Annotated in this window: 16 protein-coding genes and 1 pseudogene; 7 read left to right on the top strand and 10 right to left on the bottom strand. The window is 58.1% G+C overall.

The annotated features are described in order from the left end of the window. From VGK14_RS09350 to gloB, 10 genes and pseudogenes are all read right to left on the bottom strand, one after another. Positions 1–459 (bottom strand): helix-turn-helix transcriptional regulator (locus tag VGK14_RS09350; protein WP_331508782.1); only part of this gene is annotated, 459 nt, incomplete at its 3' end. Between the two features lie 207 nt (positions 460–666). Further along, positions 667–1287: pseudogene (locus VGK14_RS09345) on the bottom strand (chemotaxis protein CheB); the annotation flags it as partial. Positions 1288–1338: 51 nt separating this feature from the next. Then, a complete protein-coding gene (gene cheD, locus VGK14_RS09340; protein WP_331508785.1) occupies positions 1339–1956 on the bottom strand; it encodes a chemoreceptor glutamine deamidase CheD in 618 nt (205 codons plus the stop codon). A gap of 4 nt (positions 1957–1960) precedes the next feature. Beyond that, positions 1961–2815 carry a CheR family methyltransferase gene (locus tag VGK14_RS09335; protein ID WP_331508781.1) on the bottom strand — a complete coding sequence of 285 codons (855 nt, stop codon included), beginning with the start codon at positions 2813–2815 and terminating at the stop codon, positions 1961–1963. Between the two features lie 26 nt (positions 2816–2841). Beyond that, positions 2842–3624, bottom strand: a complete 783-nt coding sequence (gene fabI, locus VGK14_RS09330) for an enoyl-ACP reductase FabI (RefSeq protein ID WP_331508780.1) — start codon at positions 3622–3624, stop codon at positions 2842–2844. Positions 3625–3644: 20 nt separating this feature from the next. Beyond that, positions 3645–4472, bottom strand: coding sequence for an ABC transporter permease (locus VGK14_RS09325; RefSeq protein WP_331508779.1), 828 nt, complete (start codon positions 4470–4472; stop codon positions 3645–3647). Next, positions 4469–5488 carry an ABC transporter permease gene (locus VGK14_RS09320; RefSeq protein WP_331508778.1) on the bottom strand — a complete coding sequence of 340 codons (1020 nt, stop codon included), beginning with the start codon at positions 5486–5488 and terminating at the stop codon, positions 4469–4471. Before VGK14_RS09320 ends, VGK14_RS09325 begins: the two co-directional genes overlap by 4 nt. 7 nt (positions 5489–5495) lie before the next feature. Then, on the bottom strand, positions 5496–7133 hold the full coding sequence (locus VGK14_RS09315) for a peptide-binding protein (protein ID WP_414691714.1): 1638 nt from the start codon (positions 7131–7133) through the stop codon (positions 5496–5498). Positions 7134–7143: 10 nt separating this feature from the next. Beyond that, positions 7144–8790, bottom strand: a complete 1647-nt coding sequence (locus VGK14_RS09310; RefSeq protein ID WP_331508777.1) for a lytic transglycosylase — start codon at positions 8788–8790, stop codon at positions 7144–7146. A gap of 95 nt (positions 8791–8885) precedes the next feature. Further along, positions 8886–9647: a hydroxyacylglutathione hydrolase gene (gene gloB / locus VGK14_RS09305; RefSeq protein ID WP_331508775.1), complete on the bottom strand. Its 762-nt coding sequence runs from the start codon at positions 9645–9647 to the stop codon at positions 8886–8888. Here gloB and VGK14_RS09300 point away from each other — a divergent pair. The 7 genes from VGK14_RS09300 to VGK14_RS09270 form a co-directional block, all read left to right on the top strand. Continuing rightward, entirely contained in the window at positions 9646–10374 is a 729-nt protein-coding gene (locus VGK14_RS09300) for a methyltransferase domain-containing protein (protein WP_331508774.1), read from the top strand. The genes gloB and VGK14_RS09300 overlap by 2 nt on opposite strands. Then, positions 10364–10816, top strand: coding sequence for a ribonuclease HI (rnhA, locus tag VGK14_RS09295; RefSeq protein ID WP_331508773.1), 453 nt, complete (start codon positions 10364–10366; stop codon positions 10814–10816). The genes VGK14_RS09300 and rnhA overlap by 11 nt, the downstream gene beginning before the upstream one ends. An 80-nt stretch (positions 10817–10896) precedes the next feature. Further along, positions 10897–11598 (top strand): DNA polymerase III subunit epsilon, encoded by a 702-nt coding sequence (gene dnaQ, locus VGK14_RS09290; protein WP_331508772.1) that lies wholly within the window; start codon positions 10897–10899, stop codon positions 11596–11598. Then, on the top strand, positions 11598–12674 hold the full coding sequence (gene rfbB / locus VGK14_RS09285; RefSeq protein WP_331508771.1) for a dTDP-glucose 4,6-dehydratase: 1077 nt from the start codon (positions 11598–11600) through the stop codon (positions 12672–12674). Before dnaQ ends, rfbB begins: the two co-directional genes overlap by 1 nt. Continuing rightward, positions 12671–13549: a glucose-1-phosphate thymidylyltransferase RfbA gene (gene rfbA / locus VGK14_RS09280; protein ID WP_331508770.1), complete on the top strand. Its 879-nt coding sequence runs from the start codon at positions 12671–12673 to the stop codon at positions 13547–13549. The genes rfbB and rfbA overlap by 4 nt, the downstream gene beginning before the upstream one ends. Then, positions 13549–14094 (top strand): dTDP-4-dehydrorhamnose 3,5-epimerase, encoded by a 546-nt coding sequence (gene rfbC, locus VGK14_RS09275; protein WP_331508769.1) that lies wholly within the window; start codon positions 13549–13551, stop codon positions 14092–14094. The genes rfbA and rfbC overlap by 1 nt, the downstream gene beginning before the upstream one ends. Next, on the top strand, positions 14091–14226 hold a 136-nt coding region (locus VGK14_RS09270), incomplete at its 3' end, for a sugar nucleotide-binding protein (RefSeq protein WP_331508783.1). The genes rfbC and VGK14_RS09270, both read left to right, overlap by 4 nt.

Raw genomic sequence — 14226 nt, 5'->3', positions numbered from 1 at the left:
CTCTGCTACGGCCGCCAGATAAGCATTAGTTCGATCTTCAGTCACCAGCGGCGGCTCTTCCCGCAGCATGATCTCTCGCGTCAAGTTATTCTGCTCGACGTAGAACTCATCCAGGAATTCCCGGATGAAGCTGTCAATATCCCCATGCTTCTTACCGAGAAACATCGCTTCCTTGAGCGAACGAGGGCGACCTGTTATCGTTTGCGCGGTACCTTGATGCAACATGTCCTCTTTCTCCTTAATGTGAAGATCAAGCCCCAGCAACGACACTACCGCCAGCACCTTGTCGATTTGAAGGGTTGGCTTCCCTTTTTCCAAATCGACAATGAATCGGTTTCCGGTACGAGCCAGATCAGCCAGATCAGCTTGCGTCAGACCAAGCGCTTTGCGTCGTATCTTCACCGCATCCGCCAAATCGGCCAACGATGAAATCTTCCCGGACAGTAACGAAGTAGTCATTTTCTTAGAACAGCCTGTCGTATTATTCCCGAACGGGAATAATACGACAGGCAACCCGCCAATGCAAGAGATACTTACCGAGCGGGAATTAACCACCTTATGCGCAAGCTAGGCATAACAGACGAACTGGTAGAACTGGTTCGATCCCAGTACCGCCACCAGATCCGCAGTAATCACAATTTCCATTGATTTTTCATTAACCCATGGTCATGCGCCAAAGGCACTAAAGCCGGTCGCACTAAGATATTCCAGTATGCGTTTGGTCATCTGAGGCAGAGGCACAATCTCATCGACGCCGCCTTGAGCAATGGCTTCTTTCGGCATCCCGAATACCACGCAACTGGCTTCGTTCTGGGCGAATGTGTGGGCGCCCGCGTCGTGCATTTCGCGCATGCCTGCGGCGCCGTCTTTGCCCATGCCGGTCAGGATGAGGCCAATGGCATTATTGCCTGCATGGCGGGCTGCGGAGCGGAATAGCACATCGACGGAGGGGCGATGTCGATTTACCGGATCAGCCTGCGAAAGTTCGCAAAAATAATGGGTGCCGGTACGCTTGAGCAGCAGATGCGAATGACCCGGCGCCAGATACGCGTGACTGGCCAGGATGCGCTCGCCATGCTCCGCTTCCTTGACGCTGATCGCGCATAGACTATCGAGCCGTGCCGCGAATGATCGGGTGAAGTTCTCGGGCATATGCTGGGCGATGATGATGCCGGGGCAATCGGAAGGCATATGAATGAGTACATCCTTGATGGCTTCTGTGCCGCCTGTAGATGCGCCTATGACCAGTATTCTTTCGTTAGTGGCTAGGCTGTTCTTGATCGCGGGCGCTGGCGGCTCGGCAGTCCTGGCGTCTTTTCTGATCTGATTCATGATGGTCTATGATTGGCTGCCGGATTTGGTCCTGTCAGTGAGGCTTTGCAGGTGCGAACGATATGCTTGTTCGCGCTTTTCAATGGTGGTGTTGTGCAGGTTGCGCAGTTTTTTGACCACCGCTTTTCCCGTACTGGGAAAGAAATAGACCTTGCGGGGGCAAACGTCGAGCAAATCTTGCGAGACGACAGCAATTTTTTCAGCCTGTAGAAAGTCCAGTACAAACTTGGCGTTGCGCTCGCCGACATTGGTTTCCGTCATGGATGCGATTACAGCGGCGCCGCCGAATACTCTGGCTTCGATATTTCTGCGTTCAGCCCCGAGTTTTTGCAGACGGCCGAGTAACATCTCCATGGCATCGATGCCGTAACGCCCGCCCTTGGCCGCAACGGTCTCGCTATTGCTGCCGGGCAGCATGAAGTGGTTCATGCCACCGATGCCGTTTACCTTGTCGCGGAGGCATGCAGCAACACAAGAGCCAAGTACGGTGACCAGCAGCATATGCTGGGTAGTGGCATAGTATTCACCGGGCAAAATTTTGGCTGCCTGGATGTCGTGCACCCTGTCGAAATAGACGTTGGATGCCATTGCTTGTTCCAGGGCCGGTTTTGAAGTGTGCGCCATCAGGTCATTTTCCGGGTTGCGCCAGGTGCCTGGAAGCATTCGCGATCTCGTACACGGTTTTGCCCCGTAGTTTGAACAAATCGCCAGCGTGATAAAAGCTTTCCGAATGTCCTGCAAACAGCAGGCTATCTTGACGCATGGCAGGGATGAATTTCTTGAGTATGCTGTACTGCGTCGGCTTGTCGAAATAGATCATCACGTTGCGGCAGAAAATGGCCTCGAAAGGCCCTTGAGCCGACCAGCTGTTGTCCAGCAGATTGAGTTGGCGGAAAGTGATCATGTCGCGCAGTTCCTGGCGGACCGTGACGACCTTTTCATTGCCGCCGTTGTCCCGGCGAAAAAAACGGTCTATCGTTTCCGCCGGCAGTTTCTCGATTCTATCTTCGCCGTAAATCCCGCTTTCAGCTTTTCTCAGCACATTGGTATCTATGTCCGTGGCAAAAATATGGACTGGCGGCTTGAAGCTGCCGAACAGATCGACCATGGTCATCGCCATCGAATAGGCTTCCTCGCCGGTGGAGGCCGCAGCGCACCAGAGTTGAAGCGGCTTGCGGTGCATGACCCGCTTGATATGCTCGGCCAGCAGCGGGAAATGATGGTTTTCGCGAAAAAACGAGGTGAGGTTGGTCGTCAGCGAATTGACGAAAGCCTCCCATTCCTGCGTATTGCCCGCGAGAAAGCTCAGATACTGGCTGAAAATATTGATGCTATTGGCACGTAGCCGGCGCGCCAGACGGCTGTAGACCAGATCGCGCTTGGCATCGCTGAGTGCGATGCCGGCATGATCGTAGATGAGCTTGCGGATGCGCTGAAAATCATGGTCTGTAAAATGGAAATCGCGCGGGATTTCGGTTGTCATGCTGTTTTACAGACCAGGTTGCGGGGTTAGATATTTCCTGCCGCCGTGGTGTTGAAGCCGGCATCGACGTAAGTGATTTCGCCGGTGATGCCGCTCGCCAGGTCGCTGCATAGAAAGGCTGCGGTGTTGCCTACCTCTTCGATGGTTACGTTGCGGCGCAGCGGGGCATGCGTTTCGTAGAAACCGATGATACGGTCGAAACCGCCGATGCCGGAAGCCGCCAGAGTCTTGATCGGACCGGCGGAAACGGCATTGACGCGGATGCCTTTGGGCCCGAGGCTTTGCGCCATGTAGCGCACGTTGGCTTCCAGGCTGGCCTTGGCTACTCCCATGACATTGTAGTTGGGCAGGGTGCGTTCCGCGCCGATATAGCTGACGGTGAGCAGCGAGCCGTTGCGGCCTTGCATCAGCGGCAGGCCGGCCTTGGCCAGCGCGGTGAAGCTGTAGGAGCTGATATCGTGGGCGATGCGGAAATACTCGCGCGTGGTGGACTCCAGATAGTCGCCATCCAAAGCAACCTTGGGCACGAAGGCGACGGAATGGATGATGATGTCGAGGCCATCCCAGCGCTTGCCGAGTTCCTGGAACATGGCATCGATCTGGGCGTCATCGCTGACGTCGCAGGGCAGGGCGATATCGGAGCCGAATTCGTTGGCGAACTTGGTGACGCGGTCCTGGAACCTGTCTATCTGATAGGTGAAGGCAAGCTCGGCACCTTCGCGCTTCATGGCTGCGGCGATGCCGTAGGCGATGGAGCGGTTGCTGAGCAGGCCGACGATGAGGGCACGCTTGCCCGTTAAGAATCCCATGAGTTCTCCCTGATTGAACTTTAAGCTGTGTTTTTTGCAGTACGTGGGTCGAGCGCGTCGCGCAGCCCCTCTCCCAGCAGATTATACCCCAGCACGGTAAGCAGGATGGCGAGCCCCGGGAACAGCGACAGCCACCAGGCAAATTCGATGTACTCCTTGCCGTCGGTCAGGATATTGCCCCATGAGGCCTGCGGCGGCTGCACGCCCAGGCCCAGAAAAGACAGGCCGGATTCCACCAGCACCGCGCTGGCCACTCCCAGCACGAAGCTGACGATGATGGGAGTCAGGCTGTTGGGCAGCAGATGGCGGAAAATCAGGCGCCGGTTTTTGGCGCCCAGGGTTTGCGCCGACAATACATATTCGCGTTCGCGCAGGCTTAAAAATTCGGCGCGCACCAGGCGTGTCACGCCCATCCAGGACGTGAGGCCGATGACGATCATGATGTTCCAGATCGACGGCGTGAGGAAGGCGATCACCGCAAGGATCAGGAAGAAGGTGGGAATGGACAGCATTACGTCCACCAGCCGCATGATGACGACGTCCACCCAGCCGCGATAGAAACCGGCGATGGCGCCGAGAATCACGCCTATCGCCGTGGCGATGCCAACCGCGACAAAGCCTACCAAGAGCGAAATGCGCGAGCCGAACAGCATACGCGAGAACACGTCCCGGCCCAAGCCGTCGGTGCCCATCCAGTGCGTCGCGGACGGGCCGAGCAGGATGGCTTTGACGTCGATGGCGTCGGGGTCATAGGGCGCGATGAGCGGCGCCAGCAGCGCCAGCAGCAGGATGGTGGCGATGATGGCGAAACCCCAGCGGGCGAGCTGATTGGCGAAGGCGGCGTTCATTGCATCACTCCGCGGCGCACGCGCGGGTCGGCCCAGGCGTAGGCGATGTCCGCGAGCAGATTGCCGACCAGCGTCAGTGCCGCGCCTATCGTCAGGATGCCCATGATGACCGGGAAGTCGCGCATCATCACTGCGTCATAGAACAGCTTGCCCATGCCGGGGATGGCGAACAAGGATTCTGCAATGACCGAACCGCCGATCAGGCCGGGAATGGAAAGCCCCAGCAACGTAATTAACGGCAACAAGGCATTGCGCAACGCATGGCGGTAGACCACGGTATTTTCAGATAGCCCCTTGGCGCGGGCGGTGGTGATGTAATCCTGGTGCAGTACGTCCAGCATGCCGTTTTTGACGAATAACGAGATGCCGGCCAAACCGCCCAATGCGGAGATGAATACCGGGATGGCGAGATGTTTGGCGTAATCCAGCCATTGCGCGAACAGCTCCAGTTTCTCATGTCCCAGACTGTGCAAGCCGGAAATCGGCAGCCAGTTGTGCACCACGCCCAGCCAGTACATCAGCATCAGCGCCAACCAGAATCCTGGCACGGCAAAACCGACGAATACGAACACAGTAATCGCGCGGTCCGGTGGGCGGTTCTGGTACAGCGCGGACATTACGCCCAGCGGCAGGGCGGCCACAACGATCAATCCGAGGCTCAATACATTGATCAGCAGCGTGACCGGCAATGCCTCCTGTATCAAGCCTTTCTGGTCGTTGCCGTGCTCGTCCTTTTTCTGCCAGAACACCGGGCGCTGATGGGTGGCGAACGAGGTGCCGAAATCCAGCGTCGCCATGCGTTGCAGCCAGTAGCCGTACTGCTCCAGCACCGGTTCGTCGAGATGGTAGAGCTTGCGCAGCTTCTGGCGCGATTCCTCGTTGGCCTTGGGGTTGAACGCGGCCTCGGTGGTGGTGATGTCGCCGGGCGCCAGGTGCATGATGAAGAAGGAGATGAGGCTGATGCCGATCAGCAACGGCACCATCCAGAACAGGCGTTTGAGCAGGTAGCGGGTCATTGTTGGATCACTGGGCGCTGATTTCCGTGCGGCGCAGCGGCGAGGGGATGTACCACTGCTCGGAGTTGTAGCCGATGCCGGCGGGCGGAAGGGTGTTGTCGATGCCGCGCACGCGCTTGGAGATGGCGGGCAGGCCATAACCCTCATACAGGTAAACGATGGGGCTGTCTTCCAGCAGGATACGGGAGAACTCGTGGTAAATCTTCATGCGCTTGTCCGGATCGAGTTCCAGCCGGCCTTGCTCCAGCAGTTTGTCCACCTGCGGGTTGTTGTAGTTGATGAAATTGAACTGCCCCGGCTTGTTCTGCGAGGAATGCCATATGCTGAACTGGTCCGGGTCCAGCGACAGGCTCCAGCCCAGTACCACCACGTCGAAATCGCCGGTCTTGATATAGCGGCCGAGGAAGCTTGCCCATTCCAGCACGCGGATTTTGGCGTCGATGCCGATTTCCTTCAAGCGGCGCTGGATCAATACCGCGCTCATTTCGCGCTGTTTGTTCTGGTTGGTGAGGATCTCGAACGCCAGCGGCTTGCCGGCGCGGTCCAGGATGCCGTCGCCGTCGTGGTCCTCGAATCCGGCTTCCTTGAGCAAGCGTCTGGCTTTTTCAACATCGTAGGCATAAGGCTTGAGTTGCGGGTTGACCCAGCGCGTTCCAGGCTTGTAAGGCGCAGCGACGGGTTCCCCCAAGCCCAGCAGCACGCCGTCGATCAGCTCCTGCTTGTTTATGGCATAGTTGATCGCCTGCCGCACGCGCTTGTCGTCGAACGGCTGGTGGCGCAGGTTGAACCCCAGATAGGTATAGCCGTTGCCCAGCTCCTTGTAGAGCGCGATCTTCTTGTTCAATTCCGGACGGGCGGGGACGATGCGGGCGTACTGGATCGGGTTCAGGTTCATCACATCGATGTTGTCCGCCATCAACTCCAGAAACTGCGACGCCGGGTCCGGGATGAAACGCGACACCAGCCGGTCGATGCGCGGCGGACCCAGTGCGGAGGCGGGGTTGCGGATCAGCGAGATTCTTTCGCCGCTCCTCCATTCTTCCAGCCGGTAATAACCGCTGCCCACCGGCTTGCGCGCGAAAGGCGTGTTATTGATGTCCTGCTTTTCAAGCAGATGCTTGGGCAGAATCTGCAATCCGGCCCATGAATCCAGTGCCGGGGCGTAGGGTTGGGCATAGGAAGCCCTGAACGTCAGCGCGTCCGGGGTTTCGGCCTTATTGACCAGCTTGTAGTCGGAACCATAAGGGGTGCGGGTTTTGTCGTCGGTCACCAGTTGCCAGGTAAACAACACATCGGCACTGGTCAGCGGCGCGCCGTCCGCCCATTTGAGGTTGGGCTTGAGGCGGAAGGTGATGGTTTTTTGGTCTTTCGAAACCTCCCACGACTGCGCCAACTCGCCTTCCAGCTCCAGATCGCGATCGTACTTGAGCAGGCTGTTGAATATATGACTGGCAATGGCAGAAGCCGCGGATTCTCCCGCGATCATCGGAATCAGTCCCGACGGCTCGCCGGACATCGCGTCAACCATGGTGCCGCCGGGCTCGATTGGATATGGCGCATCCAGATTCGCTGGCGGGATGTCGCGGCCGTTTCCGCAAGCCGATAGCAGCAGAAATAGCATGCCGATGCAGGGCGTGCGCGGCATAAGGCCAGGATTAAGCTTCTTCTTTTAGAATTACCAGCGTACGGCCGGGAGCCAGCGTGTGCTTGCCGTTCAGGTTGTTCCAGCGCTGCAGATCGCTGGCGGCGATTTTGAGCTTCTTGGCTATGCTGGCCAAGGTTTCGCCGCGTTTGACGGTGTAATGGCCGCTGCCTTTGGCGCTGACAATTTTGGACGCGGCTCTGGGTGCTTTTGGCTTTTCGGCAGCCGCTCCCGAAACCGCGAGTATTTGTCCGTTGCGCAATCGGCTGTTTTTGAGGCCGTTGAGCGCCATCAACTGCTTGGCGCTGATGCCATGGCGCTTGGCGATATGCTGTACGGTGTCGCCTTTTCCAACGATATAGCGCAGGCTTTTGCCGGCCCTGGCTTCGGTTCCAACTACCGGCGGAGCTTCAACCTCGGTTAACTGATTTTCGGAATCGCTTCCCTGAGCCGGAACCAGCAGAGGCTGGTTGGGATTAAGGCGGTTTTTCGCGGGAAGATTGTTGATTTCGCGCAGTTGCGCCACGCTGATGCCGAATTTGCTGGATATGCTGTCCAGCCTTTCGCCACGTCTGGTCTGGTAAGTTCTCCAACTGACCAGCGGTTTGTCGTAATTGGCCAGGTTAGTTTCGAACTCTTCATCCTTGCCTACCGGCAACAGGATTTCCAGCTTCTTGCCACTCATGTTGGCCAATACCGGGCGGTTATAGGCGGGGTTCAGGGAGGTGAATTCGTCGAGCGAAACCCCGGCAAGCCTGGCAGCCAGGCTGACGTCGATTTTCGCGGGAGCCTGAACCTTGGTGAAATAAGGCTGATCGGGAATGGAAGGAATGTTCAACCCGTATTGTTCCGGGTTGGTGACGATATTTTTGACCGCCTGCAATTTCGGCACGTAATTGCGGGTTTCGGGCGGCAACGGCAGGCTTTGGTAATCGGTCGGCAGGCCTTTTCTGCGGTTGCGTTCTATTGCCCGCTGCACCGTGCCTTCGCCGGCATTATAGGCTGCCAGCGCCAGCTCCCAGGTGCCGAACATGACGTGCAGTTTTTCCAGGTAGTTGAGGGCGGCGTCGGTAGCAGCGGTGACGTCGCGGCGATTATCTTTCCACCAGTTCTGGTTCAGACCGAAGTTTTTGCCGGTCGAAGGGATGAATTGCCAGATTCCAGAAGCTTTGCTCCTGGAATAAGCCGTTGGATTGAAGGCACTTTCCACCATGGGCAACAAAGCCACTTCGGTAGGCATGCCGCGTTTCTGTACTTCTTCCACCACGTGATAAAGGTAGCGCTGGCTGCGGGCGATCATGCGCTTGACGTAGTCCGGACGCGCGGCATACCACGACTCATGCGCGGCGGTGAAAGGGGATTGCAGGACATCCATGCCGTAGCCGTTGCGGATGCGCTGCCACAGGTCGCCCGTTTCGGCCTGGATGGTCGGGGTATCGTGAGCATTGCGCAGCAACAGGTCCATTTGCAGACCGTCGTTGCTGTAGGTGGTCAGACTGGGATCACTGGGATCCGGATTGCCATTGTCTGATTGATCGGAAACGAGTGGCCCCGCAACGCTTATCTCGTCGTCGGTGGTGTTGGTGTCGGCAAATGTCGCGAAACTGGAAGCGAGAGATGTGAGAAGAAGCAGGCTGGCGAACGGTTTTCTGATCATCATTCGTAGGGCCGGTTGATTAAACGTCAGCGATGGTAACCGTATCGTCTTGGCGCGTCAAGTAAAATGTGGCTTTAAGTAATTATATATCTATATGATTAGTAACTGTTTTTTAGCTTTCTAATGGCGCAGAAAGCGGCTTCTTCATTGCCGGCCGCGTTTGGATCGAATGTTCTTGCCGCCTGGCGGATCGCAGCACTGCCGCAGCGCAGGAAAGGATTGGTCGATTTCTCGAGTCCCAGCGTGGAAGGAAGCGTGGGCAATCCCTGGGCGATACGTGCGCTATCGGCGGATTCGCGAGCCTTCAGCGCCGCATTGTCGGGGTCTATCATGCGGGCGAAGCGCAGGTTGGCCAGCGTGTATTCATGGGCGCAATAGATGCCGGTTTGGTCTGGCAATGTCGCCAGCTTTTGCAGGGAACGGTAAAGCTGGCGGCAACTGCCGTCAAATATGCGCCCGCAGCCACAGCCGAATAGCGTGTCGCCACAGAATAGCGAATTTCCTCCATAATACGCCACATGGCGTGCAGTATGGCCGGGCACGTCGAGCACTTGCAGCGCGGTTTCCAGCTCGGATAGATCGACGATGTCGCCTTCGCCGACGGCCTGATAGGGGAAGCTGAAGTTTTCATGATGCGGCGCATAGACGGGAACGCGGTAATTTGCCAGAAGCATCCCGACCCCGCCGATATGATCGGCATGGTGGTGCGTAATCAGGATGCCGCATAGCGACAATGCGTGCCGCTGCAAATGGGCGAGCACGGGCGCAGCGTCTCCCGGGTCTACCACAACGCTATAATGGCCTTGTGTCAGCAACCAGATATAGTTGTCGCGGAAGGCACGTACGGGAACAATTTTCATGTCTGCAATCATAAGCGAATCCGAATGGCTTGCCACACCTTTAGGCGCCTATGTCCTCGAGTGCGAGAGATCTTTGTTTGACAGCACTGTTGTCAATATCTTCGGCTTCAATGCCGTGCAGCTGGGTTTGCCGGGTGTGGATTTGCTGCGTAACTGCCGCATGCCTTATCGTTTAACCGCGGCGCCTGAAGGCGGCGCATTACACTGCAACTTCGACCAGTTGCCGCTGGCGTCTCATAGCGTGGATCTGCTGTTGCTGCCGCATGTGCTGGAGTTCTCGGCAAACCCGCACCAGACCTTGCGCGATGCCGAACGCACCCTGGTGCCCGAGGGGCATATGATCATCAGCGGATTCAACCCGGTCAGCTTGTGGGGCGCGCGCTATCTGTTCGGGCGCCGCGACGACCTGCCATGGAAGGGACGTTTCATTTCGTTGATGCGCATGAAGGACTGGCTGGCGTTGCTGGATCTGGAAGTTGTCGCCGGGCGCATGGCGTGCTATGCGCCGCCATTGAAAAATGAAAAATGGCTGGCCCGTCTGGATTGGATGAATCGTGCTGGAGACCGCTGGTGGCCGATGATGGGAGGCGCCTATTTTCTGGTGGCCAAGAAGCGCGTCGCCGGCATGCGCCTTATCCGCCCGCAATGGGGCAACCGCAGGCTTGCCCGGGCGCTGGTGCCGCGTCCCACGCAAAAGGAGTTTCAGAAAACCACGCATGGGCAATGAATTGATCGAAATTTTTACCGACGGTGCCTGCAAAGGTAATCCCGGCCCGGGGGGATGGGGCGCGTGGCTGCGTTGTGGCCCGCATGAAAAGGAGCTTTTCGGCGGTGAGCTGCTGACGACGAACAACCGCATGGAGCTGTTGGCGGTCATCCGCGCCCTGGAAAGCCTGAAACGGCCCAGCCGGGCGCGCATCGCCACCGATTCGCAATACGTTCAAAAAGGCATCAGCGAATGGATCAAGGGTTGGAAGGCGCGCGGCTGGCGCACCGCCAGCAAGGAACCGGTCAAGAACGTCGATTTGTGGCAGGAACTCGATACTTTGGCCAGCAAACATGAAATCGAATGGGTCTGGGTCAAGGGGCATGCCGGGCACGACGGCAACGAGCGCGCGGATCAGTTGGCTAACCGTGGCGCGGAGCTGGTGTTGGCCAAGCGGCCGTGAAAATTTGACTATCGGCTCATCTGATTGGACCGTCCCTGTGTTCCCCGTGGTTAAATAACGTTTTTGGAAAACCGCAATAAATGAGACAGATCTTCCTCGATACCGAAACCACCGGCCTCGATCCGGCGCAGGGCCACCGCATCATCGAAGTGGCTGCGGTGGAAGTGATCAACCGGCGGCTGACCGGAAACCGCTATCACGTCTACGTCAATCCCGAACGCGATATCGATGCGGGCGCACAGGCGGTGCACGGCATCACGCTGGAGCGCTTGCAGGGCGAGCCGCGCTTTGGCGACATCGCACGGGAGTTACTGGATTTCATTTGCGGGGCGGAACTGGTGATCCACAATGCGCCGTTCGATATCGGCTTTCTCAATCATGAGCTGGGCTTGCTGGAACTGGGCCGTGTAGGCGACGTCTGCGGCAGTGTGGTGGACACGCTGAAACTGGCCAGGGACCTGCATCCGGGCCAGCGCAACAACCTGGATGCGCTGTGCAAGCGCTACGGCATCGACAATTCCAATCGTACCCTGCACGGCGCCTTGCTGGACGCCGAGCTGCTGGCCGATGTCTATATGGCGATGACGCGCGGCCAGGAAAGCCTGATGATGGATATCGGCCCGCAAACCGATGTGGTCGAGAAATCCGTTTTTGTCCGGCAGCAGCCGCTGACGGTGATTTCAGCCAATGCGGAAGAACTCGATGCCCACGAACAATACCTGGCCGGGCTGGACAAGGCAGCCGGCGGTACTTCGGTATGGAAACAACTGGAAACAAGCTGATGACATTAAACAACACCATATTGGTCACTGGCGGCGCCGGTTTTATCGGCGCCAATTTTGTGCTGGATTGGCTGGCCGGAGGGGGTGATACGGTCGTCAACCTGGACAAGCTCACCTATGCCGGCAACCTGGAAAATCTGGCTGCGCTGGATGGCGATGCTCGCCACATATTCGTCCGGGGCGATATCGGCGACCGCGGGCTGGTCCGGCGCCTGCTGGGCGAATACCGGCCCCGCGCCATGGTCAACTTTGCCGCGGAGAGCCATGTCGACCGTTCCATCCACGGCCCGGAAGATTTCATCCAGACCAATGTTGTCGCCACCTTTCATCTGCTGGAAGAGACGCGTGCCTATTGGAATGTGCTGACAGAAATCGACAAGACCGCGCTCCGTTTTCTGCATGTTTCGACGGATGAAGTCTACGGTTCGCTCGGCCCCGCGGATGCGGCGTTTCGTGAAACCACGCCGTATGCGCCCAACAGCCCATACTCGGCCTCCAAGGCCGCATCCGACCATCTGGTGCGGGCCTACCACCATACCTATGGCCTGCCGGTGCTCACCACCAATTGCTCCAATAACTACGGGCCCTACCAGTTTCCGGAAAAACTCATCCCGCTGGTGCTGATGAATGCGTTGGCCGGCAAGCCGTTACCCATCTACGGCGACGGCAGCAATGTGCGCGACTGGCTGTATGTCGGCGATCACTGCAGCGCGATCCGCAGCGTGCTGGACAAGGGCAGGGTGGGCGAAACCTACAACGTCGGCGGCTGCAACGAAAAGACCAACCTCGAAGTCGTGCACACGCTGTGCGACATGCTCGACGAACTGCAGCCCAAAGGAGCCAGCTACCGCGACCAGATCACCTTCGTCAAGGACAGGCCCGGTCATGACCGCCGCTATGCGATCGACGCCGCAAAGATCATCCATGAGCTCGGCTGGCAGCCGGCGCACACCTTCGACACCGGCATGCGCAGGACCGTGCAATGGTATCTCGCCAACCAGCCCTGGGTGGAACACGTCGCCAGCGGCGAATATCGCAGCTGGATCGCAACCAACTACGCGGAGAGAAGCGCATGAGAAAAGGCATTATCCTCGCCGGCGGCTCGGGCACCCGGCTCTACCCGGTCACGCAGGTCGTGTCCAAGCAGCTGCTGCCGGTGTACGACAAGCCCATGGTGTACTACCCGCTGTCTACGCTGATGCTGTCCGGTATCCGCGACATTTTGCTGATCTCCACTCCGCAGGATACGCCGCGTTTTGCCGAACTGCTGGGCGACGGCAGCCAGTGGGGCATGAACATCGGTTATGCGGTACAGCCCTCGCCGGATGGGCTGGCGCAGGCGTTCATCATCGGCCGGGATTTTATCGGCAACGACCCCAGCGCATTGGTGCTGGGCGACAATATTTTCTACGGCCACGACCTGGCCGGCGGTTTGCAGCAGGCGACCGCCCGCGATAGCGGCGCCACCGTGTTCGCTTATCCGGTCAACGACCCGGAGCGCTACGGGGTGGTGGAGTTCGACGATGCGGGACACGCCGTCAGCCTCGAAGAGAAACCCAAGGCGCCCAAGTCGCGCTATGCCGTCACCGGGCTTTATTTTTACGACAACCAGGTGGCCGACATCGCCGCCAATCTCAAGCCCTCATTGCGCGGCGAACTGGAAATCACCGACGTCAACAAGCGCTATCTCGCACAAAAACAGCTCAAGGTTGAAGTCATGGGGCGCGGCCATGCCTGGCTCGATACCGGCACGCACGAATCATTGCTCGAAGCCTCGCTGTTCATCGAAACCATAGAAAAACGCCAGGGCCTCAAAATCGCCTGCCCGGAGGAGATCGCCTATCGCATGGGCTATATCGATGCGGGCCGGCTGGAGGCGTTTGCGGCGCAGTACGGCAAGAACGGCTATGGGCAATACCTGCTGCGCGTGCTGAACGAAAAGGTATTCTGATGCGGGCGATCAAAACCGGGATTCCTGATGTCATCATTCTTGAACCCAGGGTGTTCGGCGACGCGCGCGGCTTTTTCTTCGAAAGCTATAACGAGGACGCTTTTGCCGCCGCGACCGGGTTGCGTCCGCGCTTTGTGCAGGATAATCACTCGCGCTCGGCAAAAAACGTATTGCGCGGCTTGCATTACCAGATCAAACAGCCGCAGGGCAAGCTGGTGCGGGTCACGGCAGGGGAGGTGTTCGATGTCGCTGTAGATATCCGTAAATCCTCTCCAACCTTCGGCCAGTGGGTCGGCGCGATGCTGTCTGCCGAAAACCGCCGCATGATATGGGTGCCGCAAGGTTTCGCGCACGGCTTTCTCGTGCTCTCGGAGTTTGCCGAATTCCTGTACAAGACTACCGATTTCTATGCCCCCGAACATGAGCGCTGCATTCGTTGGGATGACCCCGATATCGGCGTCGAATGGCCGTTGCAGGGCGCGCCGCTACTATCGGTCAAGGATAGCCAGGGTATACCATTCAAGGATGCGGAGCCGTTCGCTTGAAAACGATATTGCTTACCGGCGCCAGTGGCCAGGTCGGCTGGGAACTGCGGCGGACGCTGGCGCCGCTGGGCAGGGTGGTGGCGCCCGCCAGCGCCGAACTGAATCTCGCCGGTGCCGATAGCATACGCCGGG

Origin of the sequence: Novimethylophilus sp., assembly GCF_036504375.1 — a bacterium.
GTDB lineage: Bacteria > Pseudomonadota > Gammaproteobacteria > Burkholderiales > Methylophilaceae > Novimethylophilus.
The sequence above is the reverse complement of the archived record's forward strand: the minus strand, read 5'-3'. Positions and strand labels throughout refer to the sequence as shown.

Excerpts from the sequence above, each read along its gene's own strand:
- cheD (WP_331508785.1), bottom strand. The coding sequence starts at position 1,956 with ATGGCGCACACTTCAAAACCGGCCCTGGAACAAGCAATGGCATCCAAC.
- VGK14_RS09335 (WP_331508781.1), bottom strand. The coding sequence starts at position 2,815 with ATGACAACCGAAATCCCGCGCGATTTCCATTTTACAGACCATGATTTT.
- fabI (WP_331508780.1), bottom strand. The coding sequence starts at position 3,624 with ATGGGATTCTTAACGGGCAAGCGTGCCCTCATCGTCGGCCTGCTCAGC.
- VGK14_RS09325 (WP_331508779.1), bottom strand. The coding sequence starts at position 4,472 with ATGAACGCCGCCTTCGCCAATCAGCTCGCCCGCTGGGGTTTCGCCATC.
- VGK14_RS09320 (WP_331508778.1), bottom strand. The coding sequence starts at position 5,488 with ATGACCCGCTACCTGCTCAAACGCCTGTTCTGGATGGTGCCGTTGCTG.
- VGK14_RS09315 (WP_414691714.1), bottom strand. The coding sequence starts at position 7,133 with ATGCCGCGCACGCCCTGCATCGGCATGCTATTTCTGCTGCTATCGGCT.
- VGK14_RS09310 (WP_331508777.1), bottom strand. The coding sequence starts at position 8,790 with ATGATGATCAGAAAACCGTTCGCCAGCCTGCTTCTTCTCACATCTCTC.
- VGK14_RS09300 (WP_331508774.1), top strand. The coding sequence starts at position 9,646 with ATGTCTGCAATCATAAGCGAATCCGAATGGCTTGCCACACCTTTAGGC.
- gloB (WP_331508775.1), bottom strand. The coding sequence starts at position 9,647 with ATGAAAATTGTTCCCGTACGTGCCTTCCGCGACAACTATATCTGGTTG.
- rnhA (WP_331508773.1), top strand. The coding sequence starts at position 10,364 with ATGGGCAATGAATTGATCGAAATTTTTACCGACGGTGCCTGCAAAGGT.
- dnaQ (WP_331508772.1), top strand. The coding sequence starts at position 10,897 with ATGAGACAGATCTTCCTCGATACCGAAACCACCGGCCTCGATCCGGCG.
- rfbB (WP_331508771.1), top strand. The coding sequence starts at position 11,598 with ATGACATTAAACAACACCATATTGGTCACTGGCGGCGCCGGTTTTATC.
- rfbA (WP_331508770.1), top strand. The coding sequence starts at position 12,671 with ATGAGAAAAGGCATTATCCTCGCCGGCGGCTCGGGCACCCGGCTCTAC.
- rfbC (WP_331508769.1), top strand. The coding sequence starts at position 13,549 with ATGCGGGCGATCAAAACCGGGATTCCTGATGTCATCATTCTTGAACCC.